Source organism: Pseudomonas peli, assembly GCF_050563605.1.
GTDB classification, from domain to species: domain Bacteria; phylum Pseudomonadota; class Gammaproteobacteria; order Pseudomonadales; family Pseudomonadaceae; genus Aquipseudomonas; species Aquipseudomonas peli_A.
This window is the reverse complement of the sequence record NZ_JBNXUH010000010.1, coordinates 1-20291: the sequence shown is the minus strand read 5'-3', so window position 1 is coordinate 20291 and position 20291 is coordinate 1. Positions and strand designations below refer to the sequence as shown.

The 20291-nt window shown below is 62.4% G+C and carries 16 protein-coding genes; 9 read left to right on the top strand and 7 right to left on the bottom strand.

From position 1 onward, the window contains the following. Position 1: 1 nt before the first annotated feature. From ACQ4LH_RS13775 to ACQ4LH_RS13755, 5 genes are all read right to left on the bottom strand, one after another. Complete coding sequence (locus tag ACQ4LH_RS13775) at positions 2-2638, bottom strand: DEAD/DEAH box helicase (RefSeq protein ID WP_430697674.1); 2637 nt, start codon at positions 2636-2638, stop codon at positions 2-4. A gap of 174 nt (positions 2639-2812) precedes the next feature. Next, positions 2813-3691, bottom strand: a complete 879-nt coding sequence (locus ACQ4LH_RS13770; RefSeq protein ID WP_430697673.1) for a helix-turn-helix domain-containing protein — start codon at positions 3689-3691, stop codon at positions 2813-2815. 86 nt (positions 3692-3777) lie between these two features. Then, a complete protein-coding gene (locus ACQ4LH_RS13765) occupies positions 3778-4536 on the bottom strand; it encodes a substrate-binding periplasmic protein (protein ID WP_430697672.1) in 759 nt (252 codons plus the stop codon). Between the two features lie 175 nt (positions 4537-4711). After that, complete coding sequence (gene arsB, locus ACQ4LH_RS13760; protein ID WP_430697671.1) at positions 4712-5785, bottom strand: ACR3 family arsenite efflux transporter; 1074 nt, start codon at positions 5783-5785, stop codon at positions 4712-4714. A gap of 202 nt (positions 5786-5987) precedes the next feature. Further along, positions 5988-7052, bottom strand: a complete 1065-nt coding sequence (locus ACQ4LH_RS13755) for an ArsO family NAD(P)H-dependent flavin-containing monooxygenase (protein ID WP_430697670.1) — start codon at positions 7050-7052, stop codon at positions 5988-5990. A 117-nt stretch (positions 7053-7169) separates the two neighbouring features. Here ACQ4LH_RS13755 and ACQ4LH_RS13750 point away from each other — a divergent pair, with 117 nt between their 5' ends. The 7 genes from ACQ4LH_RS13750 (at position 7170) to ACQ4LH_RS13720 (ending at position 12991) form a co-directional block, all read left to right on the top strand. Next, positions 7170-7943: a metalloregulator ArsR/SmtB family transcription factor gene (locus tag ACQ4LH_RS13750; RefSeq protein ID WP_430697669.1), complete on the top strand. Its 774-nt coding sequence runs from the start codon at positions 7170-7172 to the stop codon at positions 7941-7943. Between the two features lie 24 nt (positions 7944-7967). Beyond that, on the top strand, positions 7968-8678 hold the full coding sequence (gene arsH / locus ACQ4LH_RS13745) for an arsenical resistance protein ArsH (protein WP_430697668.1): 711 nt from the start codon (positions 7968-7970) through the stop codon (positions 8676-8678). Positions 8679-8696: 18 nt separating this feature from the next. Further along, positions 8697-9191: a cyclin-dependent kinase inhibitor 3 family protein gene (locus tag ACQ4LH_RS13740; RefSeq protein WP_430697666.1), complete on the top strand. Its 495-nt coding sequence runs from the start codon at positions 8697-8699 to the stop codon at positions 9189-9191. A 1-nt stretch (position 9192) separates the two neighbouring features. After that, the gene (locus tag ACQ4LH_RS13735) at positions 9193-9525 is read left to right on the top strand and encodes a YnfA family protein (protein ID WP_430697665.1); all 333 of its coding nucleotides are present in this window, start codon (positions 9193-9195) and stop codon (positions 9523-9525) included. A 24-nt stretch (positions 9526-9549) separates the two neighbouring features. Further along, entirely contained in the window at positions 9550-10554 is a 1005-nt protein-coding gene (locus tag ACQ4LH_RS13730; RefSeq protein WP_430697664.1) for an ArsJ-associated glyceraldehyde-3-phosphate dehydrogenase, read from the top strand. Positions 10555-10664: 110 nt separating this feature from the next. Then, positions 10665-11891: an organoarsenical effux MFS transporter ArsJ gene (arsJ, locus tag ACQ4LH_RS13725; RefSeq protein ID WP_430697663.1), complete on the top strand. Its 1227-nt coding sequence runs from the start codon at positions 10665-10667 to the stop codon at positions 11889-11891. 194 nt (positions 11892-12085) lie between these two features. Next, complete coding sequence (locus ACQ4LH_RS13720; RefSeq protein ID WP_430697662.1) at positions 12086-12991, top strand: DMT family transporter; 906 nt, start codon at positions 12086-12088, stop codon at positions 12989-12991. On the opposite strand, the gene ACQ4LH_RS13715 is transcribed toward ACQ4LH_RS13720, so the two are convergent. Next, positions 12988-14169, bottom strand: coding sequence for an AAA family ATPase (locus tag ACQ4LH_RS13715; RefSeq protein WP_430697661.1), 1182 nt, complete (start codon positions 14167-14169; stop codon positions 12988-12990). The two genes, ACQ4LH_RS13720 and ACQ4LH_RS13715, sit on opposite strands and share 4 nt — an antisense overlap. 48 nt (positions 14170-14217) lie before the next feature. Continuing rightward, entirely contained in the window at positions 14218-16587 is a 2370-nt protein-coding gene (locus tag ACQ4LH_RS13710) for a DNA polymerase II (RefSeq protein ID WP_430697660.1), read from the bottom strand. A gap of 153 nt (positions 16588-16740) precedes the next feature. Between ACQ4LH_RS13710 and ACQ4LH_RS13705 the strand changes: the two genes are divergently transcribed. Together ACQ4LH_RS13705 and bchE are read left to right on the top strand one after the other, a co-directional pair. Continuing rightward, entirely contained in the window at positions 16741-18738 is a 1998-nt protein-coding gene (locus ACQ4LH_RS13705; RefSeq protein WP_430697659.1) for a peptidase U32 family protein, read from the top strand. Between the two features lie 214 nt (positions 18739-18952). Beyond that, positions 18953-20291, top strand: a 1339-nt coding sequence (gene bchE, locus ACQ4LH_RS13700) for a magnesium-protoporphyrin IX monomethyl ester anaerobic oxidative cyclase (protein WP_430697658.1), incomplete at its 3' end; no start/stop codon positions are given.

The following is a 20291-nucleotide window of genomic DNA, read 5'->3' as shown; positions in this document are numbered from 1 at the left end:
ATCAGTCGCTTAGCGGGGCAAACAGCGCCTGCAGGTCGTCTTCGCTGAGTTGTAGCTGGGTCTGGCTGCCGCCTTCCAGCACGCCGCGGGCCAGGTTGGCTTTGGCCTGTTGCAGCTGCTGGATCTTCTCTTCCACGCTGCCACGGGCGATCAGTTTGTAGACGAACACCGGCTTGTCCTGGCCGATGCGGTAGGCGCGGTCGCTGGCCTGGGCTTCGGCGGCCGGGTTCCACCAAGGGTCGAAGTGGATCACCGTATCGGCGGCGGTCAGGTTCAGGCCTGAGCCACCGGCTTTCAGGCTGATCAGGAAGATCGGCAGTTCGCCAGCCTGGAACTGCTGCACCGGGGTGCGGCGATCCTGGGTGCTGCCGGTGAGCTTGGCGTAGGGAATGTTGCGCGCCTTCAGTTCGGCTTCGATCAACGCCAGCATCGAGGTGAACTGCGAGAACAGCAGCACCCGCCGGCCTTCGGCAAACAACTCTTCAAGCATTTCCAGCAGGCCGCTGAGCTTGCCGGAGTCCGCGCTGGTCAGGCTGCTGTCGCCTTCCTCACCGAGCAGGCGCAGGTCGCAGCAGGCCTGGCGCAGGCGCAGTAGCGCTTCGAGAATCACGATCTGACTGCGCGCCAAACCCTGGCGGGCGATTTCCGCGCGGACCTTCTGGTCCATGGCCAGACGCAGGGTTTCGTAGCGGTCGCGCTGCGCTGCGCTGAGTTCGACCCAGTGGGTGATTTCGGTTTTCGGCGGCAGCTCGCTGGCCACCTGCTCCTTGGTGCGGCGCAGGATAAAGGGCTTGATCCGCCCGGTCAGGTGGGTCAGGCGCTGCTGGTTAGCGTTCTTTTCAATCGGCGTGCGGTAGTCGCGGGTAAAGCTCTTGCTGTCGCCGAGCCAGCCGGGCATGAGGAAGTTGAACAGCGACCACAGCTCGCCCAGGTGATTCTCCAGCGGCGTGCCGGTCAGGCACAGACGTTGCCCGGCCTGCAGTTGCCCGGCAGCGACGGCGGCCTTGCTGCGCGGGTTTTTGATGTTCTGCGCTTCATCGAGAATCAGCAGGCGATAGCGATAGGCGCTCAATGCCTTGAGGTCGCGCGGCAGCAGGGCGTAGGTGGTGAGGATGATCTGGTGTTCGTCGATCTGCTTGAACAGCGCGCGGCGCTTCGGCCCGTGCAGCGCCAGCACCTTGAGCTGCGGGGTGAAGCGCGCGGCTTCATCCTGCCAGTTGGGAATCAGGCTGGTGGGCATGACGATCAGTGCCGGCTGCTGCAAACGTCCGGCGTTGAACTCGCAGAGGATATGGCCGAGGGTCTGCAGGGTTTTGCCCAGGCCCATGTCATCGGCCAGCAGGCCGCCGACTTCCAGCTCAGCCAGGCCCTGCATCCAGGCCAGACCTTGCAGCTGATAGGGCCGTAGCTCTGCTTCTAAGCCGGCGGGCGCTTGCAAGGTGACGCTGTCCAGCCTCTGCAGGCGTTCGGCGAAGTCGCGCAGCTGGCCGCCACCTTGCCAGCTGAGTGCCGGGCCTTCTTGCAGGTGATTGAGGCGCGCGGCATCCAGGCGCGACAGGCGCAGGCGCTGGCTGGACTCGCCCGGCTCGCGCACAAACAGCTCGCCCAGGGTCGCCAGCAGCAGTTTCAGTCGCGCCAGCGGCAGGGCCACGCGCTTGTGGTTATGCGGCAGGCTGACCAGCAGCACCTCATCGTTATCGCGCTTGTTCAGCGCTTCGCCATTGAGCAGCCAGGGTGCGCGACGGATGGCTTGCAGCAGAATCGGCAACAGGCTGATGCGCTGGCCTTCGACCTCGATGCCCAGCTCCAGGTCGAACCAGTTCTGCTCGGGATCTTCCTCGACCTCGGCATACCAGTCATCGACTGGCGTCAGGTTGAACTGGAAGTCCGGCTGCATGCGGATCTGCCAGCCTTCCTCACGCAACAGCGGTAATTGCTCGCGGACAAACTGCAGCCAGGCGGCCTCACCGGGTTGCTCGTAAGCTTCGCCGGCGCTTTCCGGCAGGGCTTCGCTCTGCCGCAGCGCCACTTGCAGGCCGGTCTGCTCCAGGCGTTTACGCAGTTGGGTTTCAGCGCTGATATCACGCACGATGCGCAGGCTGTGCTGGGCGCTCTGCTTGATCAGCAGGTCCTTGCCCTGTTTGCCAGATGCCAGGTGGCCCTGGTAATCGAAGGCCAGAGCGGCGCGGTGCTGGGTTTGTTCCTGCATGCGCCCCCTGCGCGCATCGAAGTGCACGCGCACCAGGCTGCCGAGGCTCAGCACCGGGCTCGGCTGCAGGTTTTCCAGGCACTCTTCGCGAGCCTGCGGGCTGCTGACGATCAGCGGCGAAAGATCGACGCCTTGTTCCTGCTGGGTTTGCAGGGTGAGCAGGGCGCTGGCCACGTGCTTGCAGTTGAAGCCCACCGGGCAGCTGCAATGGCCGGTCACGCCCCAGCCCTGGCCGTAATGGTGCAGGGTGATGCGCTGTTGATAGGTTTGCGCGCCGGAGCCACGGCAGCTGGCCAGAAGGGTGCTGTCCTTGAGGCTGAGCAGGCGGCTGCGGCCTTGCGCGGCATAGCCTTGGCCACGCTGTAGATCGCCCACGCCGAATTCCGCGCGCCAGTCTTCCTGGCGTAGATGCAGGATATCGAGGGCCATCAGTGGCACCGGGCAGGCGAGTGGATGAATCGTGGCATGGGCAGCTTTCTCGAAGGCAGCCGATGATTCTTGCACAGCCAGCACGGGATTAGCAGGCTGTTTTCAGGCACAGGGGGCGCAAGCTGCGTTGCCTGATAGGCGGGTATGCGGCGGGCTGATGCTGCTGGCGTGGGGTCAGGGGTGTTGCAGAGCCGCGCGGTATTGCCCCGGCGTGGCGCTGAAGGCCTGACGGAAACGGTTGTTGAAGTGGCTGGCGCTGGCAAAGCCGCAGGCCAGGGCCACTTCAGCCAGTGCCAGGGTGCTGTGTTGCAGCAGTTGCTGGCCATGGCGCAGGCGCTGGGCCAGCACATAACGATGCGGCGGCAGGCCGAAGCTGAGCTGGAACATTCGCGCGAAGTGGTATTCGGAGAGTGCACACAAACTGGCCAGCTGGCCCAGGCTGAGCGCTTCACTGAGGTTGGCCTGGATAAACTCGCGCACTCGGCGGCGCTGGCTAGGGGCCAGGCCGCCGGTCAGGCGCAGGCCTTCGCGGCGGCCCACCTGGGACAGCAGCGCGTGGTTGATCAGGCCGTGGGCCAGGCTGCTGCTGAGCAGGCGTTCGGCGGGCTCCTGCCAATCCAGTTGGCTAAGCTGACGAAAACGCTGAGCCTGCTGTGGGTCGTCGAGAAAGGTGCCTTCGCGCAGTTCCAGTTCCCGTGGCTCACGGTCCAGCAGGTTGACGGCCGCCAGGGCGAATTGCTCCTGGCTGATATACAGGTGGGCCAGATGGATTTCACCGTTGATCACCCATTCCGACTGATGGCCGGCCGGGAGGATGCACAGCTTGTCCGGCGCGCCTTTGCTGTGCGGGCTTTCGCGGCGGAAGGTGCCGGTGCCGCCGGCCAGGTAGCAGGACAGTGTGTGATGACTGGGGGCTTCGTAGTCGCGGGCATCATGGCGGTTGCTCCACACGGCAGCCGCCAGCCCATCGCCCAGCTCGGCGCTGCGGTGCAGGCGGGTGTTGGGCGAGCTGTGCATGCTCTGGAAAACCTGTAGGTGCTCAAGTTGCGACATAAATCCTCCGTCGCTCCATGCTACGCCGGGCATGCCCGCGTGCCAGCCCCCGCGCGCGGAAAAGCGCAAGATTATGCAAGGCGCGGCTATTTGTAGCTGTCGAGTATTTCAAGGTAACGCGGCTGTTGCTTCAGCGCGTTAAGCCCGTGCTGCAGCCTGAGCAGTTGCGCGGCATTGGTGTCCATGCTGAAGGCGAAGTACATCTCACCTTCCTTGAGTACATGGGCCGGGGTGAAGTTGTGGCTATCCAGATCCAGGTTGCGGATAAACCAGTAGGCCGTGGTTTCGTCGTAGGCCCAGAGGTCGATGCGGCTGTTGTGCAGCAGATTGGCCAGCTGGATCGCGCTGGCGGAGATGTGCAGCTGGCTGTCATTCACGCCCAGGCGATTGATCAACTGATGGCCAATATCGTCGCGAATCACGCCGATGCGGTAGGCGCTAAGGTCCGCCGGCTGGCTGATCTGCAACTGACGGTCCTTGCGCGCCAGCAGCACGATGCGGTTGGCCATGATTGGCCCAACCCATTTGAACTGCGGCCCACGCTCATCCGTTCGCGCCATGGAAAACAGCAGCACGCCGGGGCCTTTTTTCACCATCTGGTAGCCACGCGCCCAGGGCAGGGAGCGTATGTCCCGGCGCGCAATGGGCAGGCCAGCGCCTGCCGCCGCCTCCAGCAGAATATCCACGGCAATGCCGCGGGCGATGCCGCTTTCGGTGTAGTTGTAGGGCGGCAGTTCTTCGGTGATGAAGTCCAGCGACTCCCACTTCGCATCGGCATGCAACAGCGCAGGGCAGATCAGGCAGAGGGAAATAAGCGCGAGCACGTGGCCAAGTCGAGCGGACATGCGGCATACCTCAGGCTACAAGCACGGGCCCAGTGACCCAGGCCGGATGCTGCTGGTGCATCCTGTATTGACGCTAGCCTGCCGGGCATAGGCTGTCGACCCGCCGCATATACCGCTCTGGATGGTCATTTTCGGGCATGCGAGTGAATGGCTATTAACCGCCGGGATCGAGCAGTCAGCCCTGCGCGCGCTCGTACCAACCCTTGCTGTTATTGACCATGCGCACCAGCCAGAGCATTACCGGCACCTCAATCAGCACGCCGACCACCGTAGCCAGCGCTGCCCCGGAGTTGAAACCGTACAGCGCGATAGCCACGGCTACGGCCAGTTCGAAGAAGTTCGACGCACCGATCATTGCCGCCGGCCCGGCGATATCGTGGCGCACCTTGAGTTGCCGGCACATCCAGTAACCCAGCGCAGCGATAAACAGGGTTTGCAGCAGAATCGGCACTGCCAGCATGGCGATGATCAGCGGTTGCGCGACGATGGTCTGGCCCTGGAAGGAGAACAGCAGCACCAGGGTGGCCAGCAGGGCGAGGATGGAGAACGGGCCGATGCGTGCCAGTACCGTTTGCAGCGCAGCATCACCCCGGCGCAGCAGGCGCGCGCGGATAAACTGGGCAATCGCCAGAGGGATGACGATATACATCACCACTGACAGCAGCAGGGTGTCCCAGGGCACCGGAATCGACGACACGCCGAGCAGCAGGGCGACGATGGGGGCGAAGGCGAACACCATCACCAGGTCATTGATCGCCACCTGGGTCAGGGTGAAGTTGGCGTTGCCCTTACACAGGTTGCTCCAGACAAACACCATGGCCGTGCAAGGCGCGGCGCCGAGCAGAATCAGCCCGGCCACGTAGCTGTCGATCTGTTCGGCCGGCAGCCAGCCTTCGAACACATGACGCAGAAACAGCCAGGCCATAAAAGCCATGGTGAACGGCTTGATCAGCCAGTTGATGCTCAGGGTCACGCCCAGGCCGGCGCGCTGCTGATAGACCTCGCCGATAGCGCGAAAGTCGATCTTTATCAGCATGGGGATGATCATCACCCAGATCAGCAGCCCTACCGGGATATTCACCTGAGCAACTTCCAGCGCGCCTACCGCCTGCGCTGCTGCCGGCGCAAACAGACCGAGCAGGGTGCCGCCGATGATGCAGAGAAATACCCAGAGCGTCAGATAGCGCTCGAAAAACCCCAGAGGGGCACCTGCGGCTTGCTTGCCGATCACTTCACACTGGCTGGACATTGCGGTTTCCTTGCAGCTGAGCGCCGAGTCTAGCGGCGCACGGCGGGGCTGCTATTGATCTGTATCGCTCTGTAGCAAGCTGTTGAAAACGTAGGCGAGGCAGCCAGCGCAAGGCAAAAACAGGCGAAAAAGCGGAGTTTACGAGTGTAAATGAGCATTTTGAGCCTGTTTTTAACGCCGCGATGGCAACGCAGGTAGTTTTTCAACTGCTTGCTAGGTCTGCTGCTATTTCACTGACCGTACTGCGGGCGGTGCGGGTGACGCCGATCAGGGTGGCCGAGGCCGCCCCGGTCCATTCGCCATAACCGACCAGCCACAGGCTGGGTTGTTTGCTGGCGCGGGTGCCATCGACGGCGATCTTGCCGTCGGCTTCCAGCACATCCAGGCCTTGCAGATGATCCAGCGCCGGGCGAAAGCCGGTGCACCAGATCACCGCATCCACCGCCTCGCGGCGGCCATCGGCCCATTCCACGCCATCTGCCGTGAATCGCTGGAACGGCCGTTCGGCCACCAGCACGCCGCGCTCGCGGGCTTCACGTACTGGCTCGACCATCACGATATCGCCCAGACCGCCCACCGGCTGGTCGATTACCCGGCCTTCCTGCTGGGCCTTCCAGCGTTCGGTGGCGCGCTCGAACAGCACCCGGCCATCGACTTCATCCGGCAGAAAGGCCGGTGGCTCCGGGGTGATCCACAGGGTCTCGGCAACTTTCGATAGCTCGGCGAGAATCTGCGCCCCGGAGTTGCCGCCGCCCACCACCAGCACGCGCTTGCCAGCAAAGGCCTGCGGGTCGCGGTAATGCGCCGAGTGCAGTTGCTGGCCGGCAAACGCTGCACTACCGGGGTAAGTCGGGATAAAGGGTTTGCTCCAGGTGCCGGTGGCACTGACCAGGGCCCGGCAACGCCATTGCTGGCTGCCGGCCTGCACCACAAGCAGCTCGCCGTCGCGCGTCACTGAATCGACATGCACCGGCCGCACAATTGGCAACTGATAGCGCGCCTCGTACTGCGCGAGGTAGTCAATCACCGCATCGCGGTGCGGGTAGCCGGGCTCAGGGTTGGGCATCTGCCAGCCGGCGATGGAACTCCAGGTGGCGGGGGAGAACAGCCGTAGCGAATCCCAGCCATGCAGCCAGGCGCCGCCGGGTTGCGCCTGATCATCCAGCAGCAGAAACGACAGTTGGGTGCGCCGTAGAAAGTAGGCTGTGGCCAGCGCGGCCTGGCCGCCGCCGATAATCAGAACATCCACTGGCTCTTGCGGGGTCATGCAATCGCTCCTTGGTTACTCGCTTGTGGCGGGTGCCGGGTTGTGAAGATATGCGGTTTACAAGATATATGGATATCAATATATTCGCCAAACCGTATTTGCATGACACATATCGCCATGAGCCAAAAGATTCGCGTGCTGTTTCTCTGTGTGGCCAACGCTGCCCGCTCGCAGATGGCTGAAGCGCTGTTGCGCCATACCGACCCCGAAGGCTATGAGGTTTTTAGCGCAGGCACCCTGCCTGGTGAGGTCGACCCGCGCGCGCGTCAGGCCCTGGAGCAGTTGGGCGTCAGCACAGATGGTCTGCACAGCAAACCGCTGGAGAGCTTCGACGGTCAGCAGTTCGACTACGTGATCACCCTGTGTGACAAGTCCGCCTTCGAGTGCAGCACCTTGCCCGGTGCCGGCGAATACATCGCCTGGGATTTCGAGGACCCGGCCAGCAGTCGGCAGAAGAATGCCTACAAGCACTGCCTGCAACAGATCCACGAGCGCATCAAGATGTTCGTGCTGGTCAAGAGCAAGCCCCAGGCTCCGCTGCAGATGCTCGCACCGGTCACCCTGTTCAAATGCCTGGCCGATGACACTCGCGCGCGCATGACTCAGCTGATCGCCCAGGAGGGCGAGCTGTGCGTCTGCGAGCTGACCGCCGCCCTGGAGGAGAGTCAGCCGAAGATCTCCCGTCATCTGGCCCAGCTGCGCAGTAGCGGCCTGCTCCAGGACCGCCGCGCTGGGCAGTGGGTGTATTACCGCCTGCACCCGCAACTGCCGGTTTGGGTTGGCCAGATATTGGCGCAGGTGCTTCAGGCTGACGACCCGCAACTGGCCGAAGATCGTTTGCGCCTGCACAGCATGCGTGACCGTCCTGATCGCGCCTCACTATGCGGCTGAGCCACCGTTTTCTGGAGAAAGGCCATGACCTTTGAGTTGCCGAATATCGACCCTGAACTGCTCGATCCGCCCAGCCAGGAGCAACTGGCCAAGCCGGCCCCGCTGCACAAGCCGCGCATTCTGCTGCTGTACGGTTCCAACCGCGCGCGCTCCTACAGCCGACTGCTGACCGAGGAGGCCGCGCGCCTGCTTGAGCAGTTCGGTGCCGAAGCGCGGATATTCAACCCCAGTGGCCTGCCGCTGCCGGACGACGCCCCCGAGGATAACCCCAAGGTGCAGGAGCTGCGCGAGCTGGTGCTGTGGAGCGAGGGCATGGTCTGGTGCTCGCCGGAGCGCCATGGCGCGATGACCGGGGTGTTCAAATCGCAGATCGACTGGATTCCCCTGAGCATGGGCGCTGTGCGCCCGACCCAGGGCAAGACCCTGGCGCTGATGCAGGTCAGCGGCGGTTCGCAATCCTTCAATGCGCTGAACCAGATGCGCGTGCTTGGGCGTTGGATGCGCATGTTCACCATCCCCAACCAGTCCTCGGTGGCCAAGGCCTTCCTCGAATTTGACGACGCCGGGCGGATGAAATCTTCGGCCTATTACGACCGGGTGGTCGACGTGATGGAGGAACTGGTCAAGTTCACCCTGCTGCTGCGCGGCCAAACGGACTACCTGGTGGACCGCTACTCCGAGCGTAAGGAGTCGGCCGAGCAGCTGTCCAGACGGGTCAATCAGGCTTCCATTTAATTTTCAGGATCAATCAGCATGTCCCATCCATTTGATGTTCTCAGCATTCCTAATCACCCCGGCCGGTTGATCTTTACGCCTTGCCCAGGCACCAAGGGCAGCAGCATCGACAGCGCCTTGAGCACCCTGAAACAGGCTGGCGCCGATGCCGTGCTGACCCTGATGCCATACGCCGAACTGACGCAAAACGCTGCTAGTGATTTGCCCGCGCTGTGCGCCGCGCAAGGTCTGGCCTGGCTGCATCTACCCGTGGCCGATGAGCAGGTGCCACAGGCGGATTTCGATGCAGCCTGGCCGGCGGCTATGGCGCAGATTGCTGAGCTGCTGGCAGCCGACAAGGCCATCGCCATTCACTGCAAGGGCGGCTCCGGGCGTACCGGGCTGATTGCCGCGCGCATCCTCACCGAGCTGGGTATCGCCCGCAGCGAGGCCATCAGCCTGGTGCAGGCGCTGCGGCCGAAAGCCATTCAGCATCCTGCCCATGCGGGCTGGATCGCCCAGTTCGGCAACTGAGATGAGCATGCTCAACACCCTGGGACTGTTTGCCCTGACGGCGCTGGCCGAGATCATCGGCTGCTACCTGCCGTACCTGTGGCTCAAACAGGGCAAAAGCATCTGGCTGCTGGTGCCGGCCGCCGTCTCCCTGGCGCTGTTCGCCTGGCTGCTGACCCTGCACCCGACCGCCGCCGGTCGTGTGTATGCCGCTTATGGCGGGGTGTATGTGGCGATGGCAATTATCTGGTTATGGCTGGTGGACGGTATCCGCCCGACCCATTGGGACCTGCTGGGCGCAGCGGTGGCCATGCTCGGTATGGCGATCATTATGTTTGCGCCGCGTAGCGCCTAATCACTTTGTAGAGGGAATTGGTTTATGGCTATCAAGGTAGGTATCAACGGTTTTGGTCGTATCGGTCGTCTGGCGCTGCGCGCTGCCTGGGGCTGGCCGGAACTGGAATTTGTGCAGATCAACGACCCGGCTGGCGATGCGCCTACCCACGCCCACTTGCTGAATTTCGATTCGGTGCACGGCCGCTGGCAGCATGAGGCGAGCAGTGAAGGCGAGTGCATCCTGATCGACGGTAAACGCATTCAGGTCACGGCCAACAAGACCATCGCCGATACCGACTGGAGCGGCTGCGATCTGGTGATCGAGGCCAGCGGCAAAATGAAAACCGTCGCGGTGCTGCAGGCCTATCTCGACCAAGGCGTGAAGCGCGTGGTGGTCTGCGCACCGGTGAAGGAAGCCGGTGCGCTGAATATCGTTATGGGTGTCAACCAGCAGCTGTTCGACCCGGCGCAGCACCACATCGTTACGGCGGCGTCCTGCACCACAAACTGCCTGGCCACGGTGGTCAAGGTGATCCACGAGAATCTCGGCATCCGCCACGGCTCGATCACCACCATCCACGACCTGACCAACACCCAGAGCATTCTCGACACCCCGCACAAGGATCTGCGCCGCGCCCGTGCCTCAGGTATGAGCCTTATCCCCACCAGCACCGGTTCGGCCACGGCAATTGCTGAAATCTTCCCCGAGCTGCGCGGCAAGCTGAATGGCCATGCCGTGCGTGTACCACTGGCAAACGCCTCGCTGACTGATTGCGTCTTTGAAGTGGAACGCGCCACTACGGTGGAGGAGGTCAACGCACTGCTTAAAGCTGCCGCTGACGGTCCGCTCAAGCGCATTCTCGGTTATGAGGAACGTCCGCTGGTGTCCATCGACTACCGCACCGATCCGCGTTCTTCGATCATCGATGCGCTTTCGACCATGGTGGTCAACGGCACCCAGGTGAAGCTCTACGCCTGGTACGACAACGAATGGGGCTACGCCAATCGAGCGGTAGAGCTTGCGCGGATGGTCGGCTCGGCCGGCTGAGGGTCGCTCTGCGTAATTATGGAAGGGGCTGCGGTATTCCTCGTTAGTCGCGACCTGCCTCAACAGCTATCGCGGCTAAATCCCCTGCCACGGTCTACATAGGATTAGATATGCACGCGCTATCCCGTCTTGCCCCTGAAGTGCGCCAATACCTGCTGGTGACCGGCAACTACTGGGCCTTTACCCTTACCGACGGCGCGCTGCGCATGCTGGTGGTGCTGCATTTCCATAGCCTGGGTTACACGCCGCTGCAGATTGCCGCGCTGTTTCTGTTCTATGAGATTTTCGGCGTGGTCACCAATCTGGTCGGCGGCTATCTGGGGGCGCGGTTGGGGCTGAATCGCACCATGAATATCGGTCTGGGTCTGCAGGTGGCGGCTTTGTTGATGCTCACGGTGCCGGCGGCCTGGCTGACCATCCCCTGGGTGATGGGTGCGCAGGCGCTGTCCGGTATCGCCAAAGACCTGAACAAGATGAGCGCCAAGAGCTCGATCAAGCTGCTGGTGCCGGACAGCCAGCAGGGCACGTTGTACAAGTGGGTGGCGATCCTGACCGGCTCGAAAAATGCGCTGAAGGGCGTGGGCTTCTTTATGGGCGGTGCGTTGCTGGCGCTGCTCGGGTTCACTGGCGCAGTGCTGGCCATGGCGGCGGTGCTGGTGCTGATCTGGTTGGCCAGCCTGTTGCTGCTGAAAAAGGATCTGGGTAAGGCGAAAGCCAAACCGAAATTTCGCGACATTCTGTCCAAGAGCCGGGCGATTAATATCCTCTCGGCCGCACGCTTGTTCTTATTCGGCGCGCGCGATGTGTGGTTTGTCGTGGCGCTGCCGGTGTATCTGTCTAGCGTGTTTGGCTGGGATTTCTGGATGGTTGGTGGCTTTCTCGCGGCCTGGGTGATCGGCTACGGCATTGTGCAATCGTTCGCCCCGGCCATCACCGGCAAGGCCAGCGGTCAGTTGCCGGATGGCCGCGCGGCATTCGCCTGGGCTGCCGTGCTGGCCGGGTTGCCCGCTGCAATTGCCCTGGGTCTGAGCAGTGATTTGCCGGCGCAGTGGGTATTGCTCGGCGGGCTGATGCTGTTCGGCGCGCTGTTTGCGGTGAACTCCTCGTTGCACAGCTACCTGATCGTCAGCTACGCCAAGGAAGACGGCGTGTCGCTGGATGTCGGCTTCTATTACATGTCCAATGCCCTCGGCCGGCTGATCGGCACGCTGCTGTCGGGCTGGGTGTATCAGGCTTATGGGCTGGAAGCCTGTCTGTGGGTGTCCTCGGGCTTTGTGCTGCTGGCGGCGCTTATCTCCATTGGGCTGCCTCGGCATCGACAGGCTCAGCCCTTGTAGGAGCGGTGGGGACGCCTAGTCCTTGCCCGCGAATCGACGTCACCCCAAAAGTATCGCGGACAAGGCCGCTCCTACAGGTCTTTGCCTGACCCGATAGCATTCAGGGATGGCAGACCATACAAAAGCGCAAGTTTGTGCAAGAACGCCAGGCCTGATCAGGCGCAGACTCTCAACCATCTACTGGGAGTCTGTTGATGAACCTGTCGCTCTATCTGTTGACCGTACTGATCTGGGGCACCACCTGGATCGCCCTCAAGCTGCAACTGGGCGAGGTGGCAATTGCCGCATCCATCGCCTATCGCTTTGCCCTGGCGGCTGCCGTGCTGTTCGCCGTGCTGCTGCTCAGCGGCCGCCTGCAGAAACTTGATAAGCGCGGCCAGCTGATCTGCCTGGCGCAGGGGCTGTGTCTGTTCTGTATCAACTTTATGTGCTTCTACACCGCCAGCCAGTGGATACCCAGCGGTCTGGTGGCGGTGATTTTTTCCACTGCAACGCTGTGGAATGCGATCAACGCGCGACTGTTCTTCAAGCAGAGGATCGCTGCCAATGTGTTGGCCGGCGGCGCGCTGGGGCTGGGCGGCCTGGCGCTGCTGTTCTGGCCGGAACTGGCTGGGCAGGAAGCCAGTCGTGAAACCCTGCTGGGTATCGGCCTGGCGCTGATCGGCACCCTGTGTTTCTCCGCCGGCAATATGCTCTCCAGTCTGCAGCAGAAGGCCGGCCTCAAGCCGCTGACCACCAATGCCTGGGGCATGCTCTATGGCGCGCTGATGCTGGTGGCGATCTGTCTGGTCAGCGGCACGCCGTTCGGTTTCGAGTGGAATACTCGTTACGTCGGCACCTTGCTGTACCTGGCGATTCCCGGCTCGGTGATCGGCTTTACCGCCTACCTGACCCTGGTCGGGCGCATGGGCCCGGAGCGCGCGGCTTACTGCACCGTGCTGTTCCCGGTGGTGGCGCTGAATATCTCGGTATTTGCTGAGGGTTATCAATGGACGGCCCCGGCGCTGTTCGGCCTGGTGCTGGTGATGCTGGGTAACGTGCTGGTGTTTCGTAAGCCCAAGGCGTTGCAGGCAACGGTTGTACTGGCCGCCAAGGGTTAGCTCGGCCACTTCCACGCCGGCTCATCAAGCATGCCCTGGCCCTGAATCACGGTTTGCCCCAGCTGTTTCTCCAGGACGATGGCATTGCATTCGGGGTGTTGTTCCAGGGTGGCGATCAGGCGGCTGGCGTGGGATACCACCCAGACCTGGGTGTGCTGCGAGGCGGCGATGATCAAGCGGCCGAGGGCGGGCAGCAGGTCGGGGTGCAGGCTGGTTTCCGGTTCGTTCAGCACCATCAGCGACGGCGGCCGTGGGGTGAGCAGGGCGGCGACCAGCAATAGATAACGTAGGGTGCCGTCCGACAGTTCGCTGGCCGACAACGGCCGCAGCAGGCCGTCCTGTTGCAGTTCGACGGCGAAACGCCCGCCTTGTTGAAAGTCGATACGCAAACGTGCGCCGGGGAAGGCGTCGCTGATCGCCGCATCCAGCGCAGCGGGATCGCCGATTTCACGAATGGTCTGCAACGCCGCTGCCAGGTCGCGGCCGTCGTGGTGCAGCACCGGGGTGCGGGTGCCCAGTTGCGGCTGGCGCGCGGGCGCTTCGGCATCGCTGCGAAAGTGATCGTAGAAGCGCCAACGGCGAATATGCTCGCGCAGATGGGAGACTTCCGGGCAGGCGGGATCATTGCCGATCTGCTCATACAGGCTGTCGAAACTCGGCAGGTGCTGGGCCATCACCTGCCAGTTGCGCCCCTCACGCATACGCACCATCGCTCCGGCGCGATCCACCAGCAGCGAGGCGGGACGATAGCTGCCCCCAGCCCAGATGCATTCGCGTTTGATCTCGGGGTCCAGGGAGAAGGCGCTGGGAGTATCGCGGCTCTCGCCGGAGTTGGACTCCGGCAGCCCGAGGGAAATGGCATAGCTGAAGTCATCGCCGGCAAAACCCAGGCGCAGGCGGCGGGCCTCCTTGCGTGGGCCGCCCTGCACCGGCACCTCGCCGCTGAGCATGCGCCGGCTGATGGTTTCCGGCCCGGCCCAGAAGGTGGAGTCCAGCCCGCCTTCACGGGCCAATGCATTGACCACTCCGCCCTGGGCGGTTTCCGCCAGCAGGCGCAGGGCGCGATAGAGATTCGACTTGCCGCTGCCATTGGCCCCAGTCACTAGATTGAGCCGACCCAGCGGCAGCACCAGGGTGTTGATCGAGCGGTAGTTGGCGACGGCGAGGGTGTGCAGCATGGGTGTCGTCCTGACAATTAGTGAAGGGTTTTTAGCGGCGCGGCTTGCCTAGAACAAGCCTAGTTGGCCGCCAATCAGCGTAGCGAAATCGTCGCCAACAAACGGCAGGATGGCATCGGCCACCGGCTGCAGCTGACGGGTCAGGTAATGTTCGTAGTCGATGGCGGCGCTGCGCGCTTCCAGCGGTTGTGGGCCGGCGGTGGTGATCACGTAGCTGATCCAGCCGCCATTCTGGTATTGCAGCGGGCGGCCGTGCAGGGCGTTGTATTCGTCGGCCAGGCGCGCGGCGCGCACATGCGGCGGCACGTTGCGCTCATAGTCGGTGAGCTTACGGCGCAGGCGCTTGCGGTAGATCAGCAGCTCGTCCAGCTCGCCATTCAGGGTGCGCTCGACATAGTCGCGCACATAGCTCTGGTGCGGCTGGTGCAGGAAGATCCGCTCGTACAGCTCACGCTGGAACTGCTGCGCCAGCGGCGACCAGTCGCTGCGTACGGTTTCCAGGCCCTTGTAGACCATCTCATGGCTGCCGTCAGCGTGCGTGACCATCCCGGCGTAGCGCTTCTTGCTGCCTTCCTCAGCGCCGCGAATAGTCGGCATTAGAAAGCGGCTGTAATGGGTTTCGAACTGCAGTTCCAGAGCGCTTTCCAGTCCGTATTCATCGCGCAGGTGCTGACGCCACCAGGCATTGACCTTGGCCACCAGGGCGCGGCCGATCTGCGCGGCATCCTCCTGGGCGTGCGGGCGCTTGAGCCAGACAAAGGTGGAGTCGGTATCGCCGTAGATCACCGCATAGTCCTCGGCCTCGATCAACGCGCGGGTGCGGGCCATGATCTCGTGGCCGCGCAGGGTGATGGAGGAGGCCAGGCGCGTGTCGAAAAAACGGCAACCGCTGGAACCGAGCACGCCGTAGAAGGCGTTCATGATGATCTTCAGTGCCTGCGACAAAGGCGCGTTGTGCTCGCGTTTGGCTGCCTCGCGGCCCTGCCACACCCGCTCGACGATGGACGGCAGGCAGTGCTGAGTGCGGGAGAAGCGCGCACCGCGAAAGCCCGGCACCGAGTGCTCGTCATCCGACTGGCGCAGGCCCTCGATCAGCCCCACCGGGTCGATCAGAAAGCTGCGGATAATCGACGGATAGAGGCTCTTGTAATCGAGCACTAACACCGATTCGTACAGCCCCGGCTGCGACTCCATAACAAAACCGCCGGGGCTGGCTTGCGGCGGGTTATCGCCGAGGTTCGGCGCAACAAAACCGCGACGGTGCATCAGCGGCATATACAGATGCTCGAAGGCCGCCACCGAGCCACCGTTACGGTCGGCGGGCAGGCCGGTGACCGTGGCGCGCTCCAGCAGGAAGTCGAGAATCGCGGTTTTAGCGAAGATCCGCGTGACCAGCTCGCAGTCGCGCAGGTTGTAGCGCGCCAGGGCCGGTTTGTCCTCGCGGAACATGCGGTCGATTTCGTCCATGCGCTGGTAGGGCGTGGAAATATCCTTGCCCTCGCCGAGCAGGGTCTGCGCGACGTTTTCCAGGCTGAAGGAGGGGAAGCTCCAGGTCGCCGAACGCAGCGTTTCGATGCCGTCGATAATCAGCCGGCCGGCGGCATCGGCGAAAAAGTGGCCGTTGCGGCTGCCATGCTCGCGCCACTGCATCTCGCTGCCATCGCGGCCCAGGCGCAGCGGAATGGCCAGGTTGCGCGCATGTTCGTGCAGCACGCGCAGGTCAAACTGCACCAGGTTCCAGCCGATGATTGCGTCCGGGTCGTGCTGCGCCATCCATTGATTCAGGCATTCGAGCAACTCGCCACGGCTGGCGCAGTATTCCAGTTGGAAGTCCACATCTGGTGGTTGCTCGGGCGTGCGGCCGAGCATATACACGTTGCGTTGGCCGCAGCCCTCGATGGCGATGGAGTACAGCTCGCCGAAGGCATTGGTTTCGATATCCAGCGAGGCCAGCTTGAGGGTAGGGCGGTAGTCGCTGCAGGGCTTGATCTGCGCATCCAGCAGCAGGCCATTGCCACTCGGGTCGGGCGTGCCGGCAAATAGCACCGGCGCGGTGATAAAGCGCTCCATCAGGTAGCGCTCAGGTGGGCGCACATCGGCCTCATACACCTCGACGCCGGCACGGCGCAGCAGCTTGTCGAGGTCCATTAGCTGGCGGTGCTGCTGGCAATACAGGCCCAGCACCGGGCGCTGGTGAAAGTCCTTAAGGCCCAACGGGCGCAACTCGACGCCGCGTTCGTTTTTCAGCAGTGCTTCGGCCTGCTCGCGCTGCGCCGCCGGAATAAAGGCCACTGACGGCTGATAGGGCAGGCGGATATGTCGTGGGCCGTTGTCGGTGGCCAGCCAGAACTCGACCTGCGTCCCTGCCGGCGTATCACGCCAGTGCCGGGTCAGCAGAAAGCCCTGTTGTAAGTCCACCGCGCTGCTCTCACGTCATTTATGATCGGCCAATTCTACGCGGGCTTTTGTCTGTATGCCTATACAGTGTTTGGGCGACTGCCAAGCGGGCACAGACAAATCCGCCTTTAGGAGTAAAATGCCCGCCCTGATTGACTGCCTGATACCCAAACCATGTCCCTGCCCAAGCACCACCTCGAACTACTGAGCCCGGCGCGCGATACCGCGATTGCCAAGGAAGCCATCCTGCACGGCGCCGATGCGGTGTATATCGGCGGGCCAGGCTTTGGGGCGCGGCATAACGCCAGCAACAGCGTGGCGGAGATTGCCGAGCTGGTGCAGTTTGCCCACCTGTTCCATGCGCGGGTGTTTGTCACCCTCAACACCATCCTGCATGAGGATGAGCTGGAGCCGGCGCGGCAGATGATCTGGCAGCTGTACGAGGCCGGCGTCGATGCGCTGATCGTGCAGGACATGGGCGTGATGGAGATGGACATTCCGCCCATCGAGATCCACGCCAGCACCCAGTGCGATATCCGCACCCTGGAGAAGGCACGTTTCCTCGATGGCGCCGGCTTCTCGCAGCTGGTGCTGGCCCGCGAGCTGAACCTGGAAGAGATCGGCAATATCTGCCGCAACGTCGATTCGGCGGTCGAGTTCTTTATCCACGGTGCGTTGTGCGTGGCGTTTTCCGGGCAGTGCAATATCTCCCACGCGCAGACTGGGCGCAGTGCCAACCGCGGCGACTGCTCCCAGGCCTGCCGCCTGCCGTACACCTTGAAAGACGATCAGGGCCGCGTGGTGGCGTTTGATAAGCACCTGCTGTCGATGAAGGACAACAACCAGACCGACAACCTGATCTACCTGGTGGATGCCGGCGTGCGCTCGTTCAAGATCGAAGGGCGCTACAAGGACATGAGCTACGTGAAGAACATCACCGCGCACTACCGCCGCGAGCTGGATGCGATTCTCGAACAACGTCCGCACCTGGAGCGCGCCTCCAGTGGGCGCACCGAGCACTTCTTCACCCCCGATACCGACAAGACCTTCCATCGCGGCAGCACCGATTATTTCGTCACCGACCGCAAGGTGGACATCGGTGCGTTCGATTCGCCAACCTTTACCGGGCTGACCGTGGGCGTGGTGGAGAAGGTCAACAAGCGTGACCTGATTGCCGTCACCGATACGCCGCTGTCCAACGGCGATGGCCTTAACGTGCTGATCAAACGTGAAGTGGTGGGCTTTCGCGCGAATATCGCCGAGCTAAAGGGCGAGTTCGATGAAGACGGCGAGAAGCGTTACCGCTACCGCGTCGAGCCTAATGAGATGCCCGAGGCCATGCACCGCGTGCGTCCGTTGCAGCCGCTACATCGCAACCTCGACCACAACTGGCAACAGGCGTTGCAGAAGACCTCATCCGAGCGACGCATTGCCGTCAGCTGGCAGCTCAGCCTGCGCGGCGAGCAGCTGAATGTAAGCGTCACCAGCGCTGACGGCATCAGCGCCAGCGTCAGCCTGGCCGGCCCGTTTGCCGCCGCCAAGGATGCCGAGCAGGCCCGCGAGCAGCTGGCCGATGGCTTGAGCAAACTGGGCACCACCATCTATTACAGCGCTGGTGCGCAGATCGACTGCGAGACCGTGCCGTTTATCCCCGGCTCGCAACTCAAGGCCCTGCGCCGCGAAGCCATCGAAGCGCTGACCCAGGCCCGCGTCGCCGCCCATCCGCGTGGCGGGCGTAAGGCTGTCAGCGTGCCGGCGCCGGTGTACCCGGAATCGCACCTGACCTTCCTCGCCAACGTCTACAACGACAAGGCCCGCACCTTCTACAAGCGTTACGGCGTGCAACTGATCGACGCCGCCTACGAGGCTCACGAAGAGTCGGGCGAAGTGCCGGTGATGATCACCAAGCACTGCCTGCGCTTCTCCTTCAACCTGTGCCCGAAACAGGCCAAAGGCGTCACCGGCGTGCGCACCAAAGTGTCGGACATGCAGCTGATCCATCAGGACGAAGTGCTGACCCTGAAGTTCGATTGCAAGCCTTGCGAGATGCACATCATCGGCAAGATGAAGGGGCATATCCTGCATCAGCCGCAACCGGGCAGCGCTCAGAGCAAGGGCGGCGCGGTGGGTTATATCACCCCGGAAGATCTGCTCAAGACCATCAAGCGCTAGGCTGGAGCTGCAGGATGGGTTGAGCTGTGTTCAACCCATCCTGCAGTTGCAACACGCTATCTATCGCGGCGCTGCTAGGGCTCGTGTGAGGGATCTCAATCCCCCGCGCGACTCGTCCTCCTCGAACTGCCCACATAAACTCCATTCGCTCTCCATCATTCGCACAACTTGCGGCGCTATAAATTCGTCACTTCCCATCATCCAAGGACATGGAATGCCTCCTTCATCTGCGCTGCCGTCCAAGGTCGTCTTGATCAACCCACCGCACACCGCCATAGGCAGTCGCATACCCGGCGAGCATCTGCCCCCACTTGGCTTGCTCTGCGTCGGTGGCCCGTTACTCGATGCGGGGTTTCGAGTGGAGTTGTTGGATGCAGACCGAGAGGCGTTGGAGTTATCGCAGATAGTGGCTCGCGTGGTTAGAGCTGCCCCGGATGTTGTGCTGCTCGGCCATTCTGGCTCGAGTTCGGTGCATGTCACTGTGCTGGAGCTTTGCCGGCTGCTCAAACAGGCGCTGCCGGGTTTGACGATTATTTACGGCGGGGTTCACCCGACATACCACTGGCGAGAGATTTTGCAGGCTTGCCCGGAGATCGACTTTATCGTCCGTGGTGAGGGCGAGCAGACGGCATTGTCGTTGTTGCAGGCCTTACAGAGCGGAGCCGCGCTGACAGATGTGCAAGGCATAGCATTACGCCATGCACAGCAGGTGATAGCGACGCCGGCAGCGCAGATGCTGCGCAATCTTGATGAGTATCGGGTCGGTTGGGAGCTGATAGATCATGCCCATTATTCCTATTGGGGCGGAAAGCGCGCAGTGGTCGTACAGTTTTCCCGGGGTTGCCCGCATTTGTGTAATTACTGCGGGCAACGGGGTTTCTGGACCCAGTGGCGGCACCGCGATCCCGTTAAGTTGGCGCAGGAACTGGCGCGTTTGCACCGTGAGGAAGGGGTCGAGCTAATCAACTTTGCCGATGAACTGCCTACTGGGTCGCGCAAGTCCTGGAAGCGGTTTCTAGAGGCATTGATTGCCGAGGATGTGCCGTTGTTACTGGTAGGCTCGACCCGAGCCGGTGACATAGTGCGCGATGCGGACATCCTGCATTTGTATCGTCAAGCAGGGGTGATTCGTTTCCTGCTCGGTATTGAAAGCTACGATGAGGCGACTCTTGCGTCCATTCGTAAAGGCGGCAGCGTTAAGGAAGACCAGCGGGCCATCGAGCTTCTGCGCCAGCATGGAATCGTCTCCATGGCGACCTATGTGGTTGGCTTTCAGGAAGAGACGGATCGTGACTACTGGCAGTCGCTCAAACATCTGCTGCGCTATGACCCTGATCAGATCCAGTTACTTTACGTGACCCCGCACCGTTGGACGCCTTTCTACGAGACTGCTGAGCACCGCCGTGTCATCCAAACAGACACCCGCCGCTGGGATTACAAACATCAGGTTCTGGCGGTAAAGCGAGTGCCCGCCTGGCGGGTGTTTCTCTGGTTCAAATTGATCGAAGTTTGTATGCAGGCCCGCCCCAAGGCATTGGGCCGGTTGCTCTTTC

Excerpts from the sequence above, each read along its gene's own strand:
- ACQ4LH_RS13730 (WP_430697664.1), top strand. The coding sequence starts at position 9,550 with ATGGCTATCAAGGTAGGTATCAACGGTTTTGGTCGTATCGGTCGTCTG.
- arsJ (WP_430697663.1), top strand. The coding sequence starts at position 10,665 with ATGCACGCGCTATCCCGTCTTGCCCCTGAAGTGCGCCAATACCTGCTG.
- ACQ4LH_RS13705 (WP_430697659.1), top strand. The coding sequence starts at position 16,741 with ATGTCCCTGCCCAAGCACCACCTCGAACTACTGAGCCCGGCGCGCGAT.
- ACQ4LH_RS13740 (WP_430697666.1), top strand. The coding sequence starts at position 8,697 with ATGTCCCATCCATTTGATGTTCTCAGCATTCCTAATCACCCCGGCCGG.
- ACQ4LH_RS13715 (WP_430697661.1), bottom strand. The coding sequence starts at position 14,169 with ATGCTGCACACCCTCGCCGTCGCCAACTACCGCTCGATCAACACCCTG.
- ACQ4LH_RS13720 (WP_430697662.1), top strand. The coding sequence starts at position 12,086 with ATGAACCTGTCGCTCTATCTGTTGACCGTACTGATCTGGGGCACCACC.
- ACQ4LH_RS13775 (WP_430697674.1), bottom strand. The coding sequence starts at position 2,638 with ATGGCCCTCGATATCCTGCATCTACGCCAGGAAGACTGGCGCGCGGAA.
- arsH (WP_430697668.1), top strand. The coding sequence starts at position 7,968 with ATGACCTTTGAGTTGCCGAATATCGACCCTGAACTGCTCGATCCGCCC.
- ACQ4LH_RS13735 (WP_430697665.1), top strand. The coding sequence starts at position 9,193 with ATGAGCATGCTCAACACCCTGGGACTGTTTGCCCTGACGGCGCTGGCC.
- ACQ4LH_RS13770 (WP_430697673.1), bottom strand. The coding sequence starts at position 3,691 with ATGTCGCAACTTGAGCACCTACAGGTTTTCCAGAGCATGCACAGCTCG.
- ACQ4LH_RS13750 (WP_430697669.1), top strand. The coding sequence starts at position 7,170 with ATGAGCCAAAAGATTCGCGTGCTGTTTCTCTGTGTGGCCAACGCTGCC.
- ACQ4LH_RS13765 (WP_430697672.1), bottom strand. The coding sequence starts at position 4,536 with ATGTCCGCTCGACTTGGCCACGTGCTCGCGCTTATTTCCCTCTGCCTG.
- ACQ4LH_RS13755 (WP_430697670.1), bottom strand. The coding sequence starts at position 7,052 with ATGACCCCGCAAGAGCCAGTGGATGTTCTGATTATCGGCGGCGGCCAG.
- arsB (WP_430697671.1), bottom strand. The coding sequence starts at position 5,785 with ATGTCCAGCCAGTGTGAAGTGATCGGCAAGCAAGCCGCAGGTGCCCCT.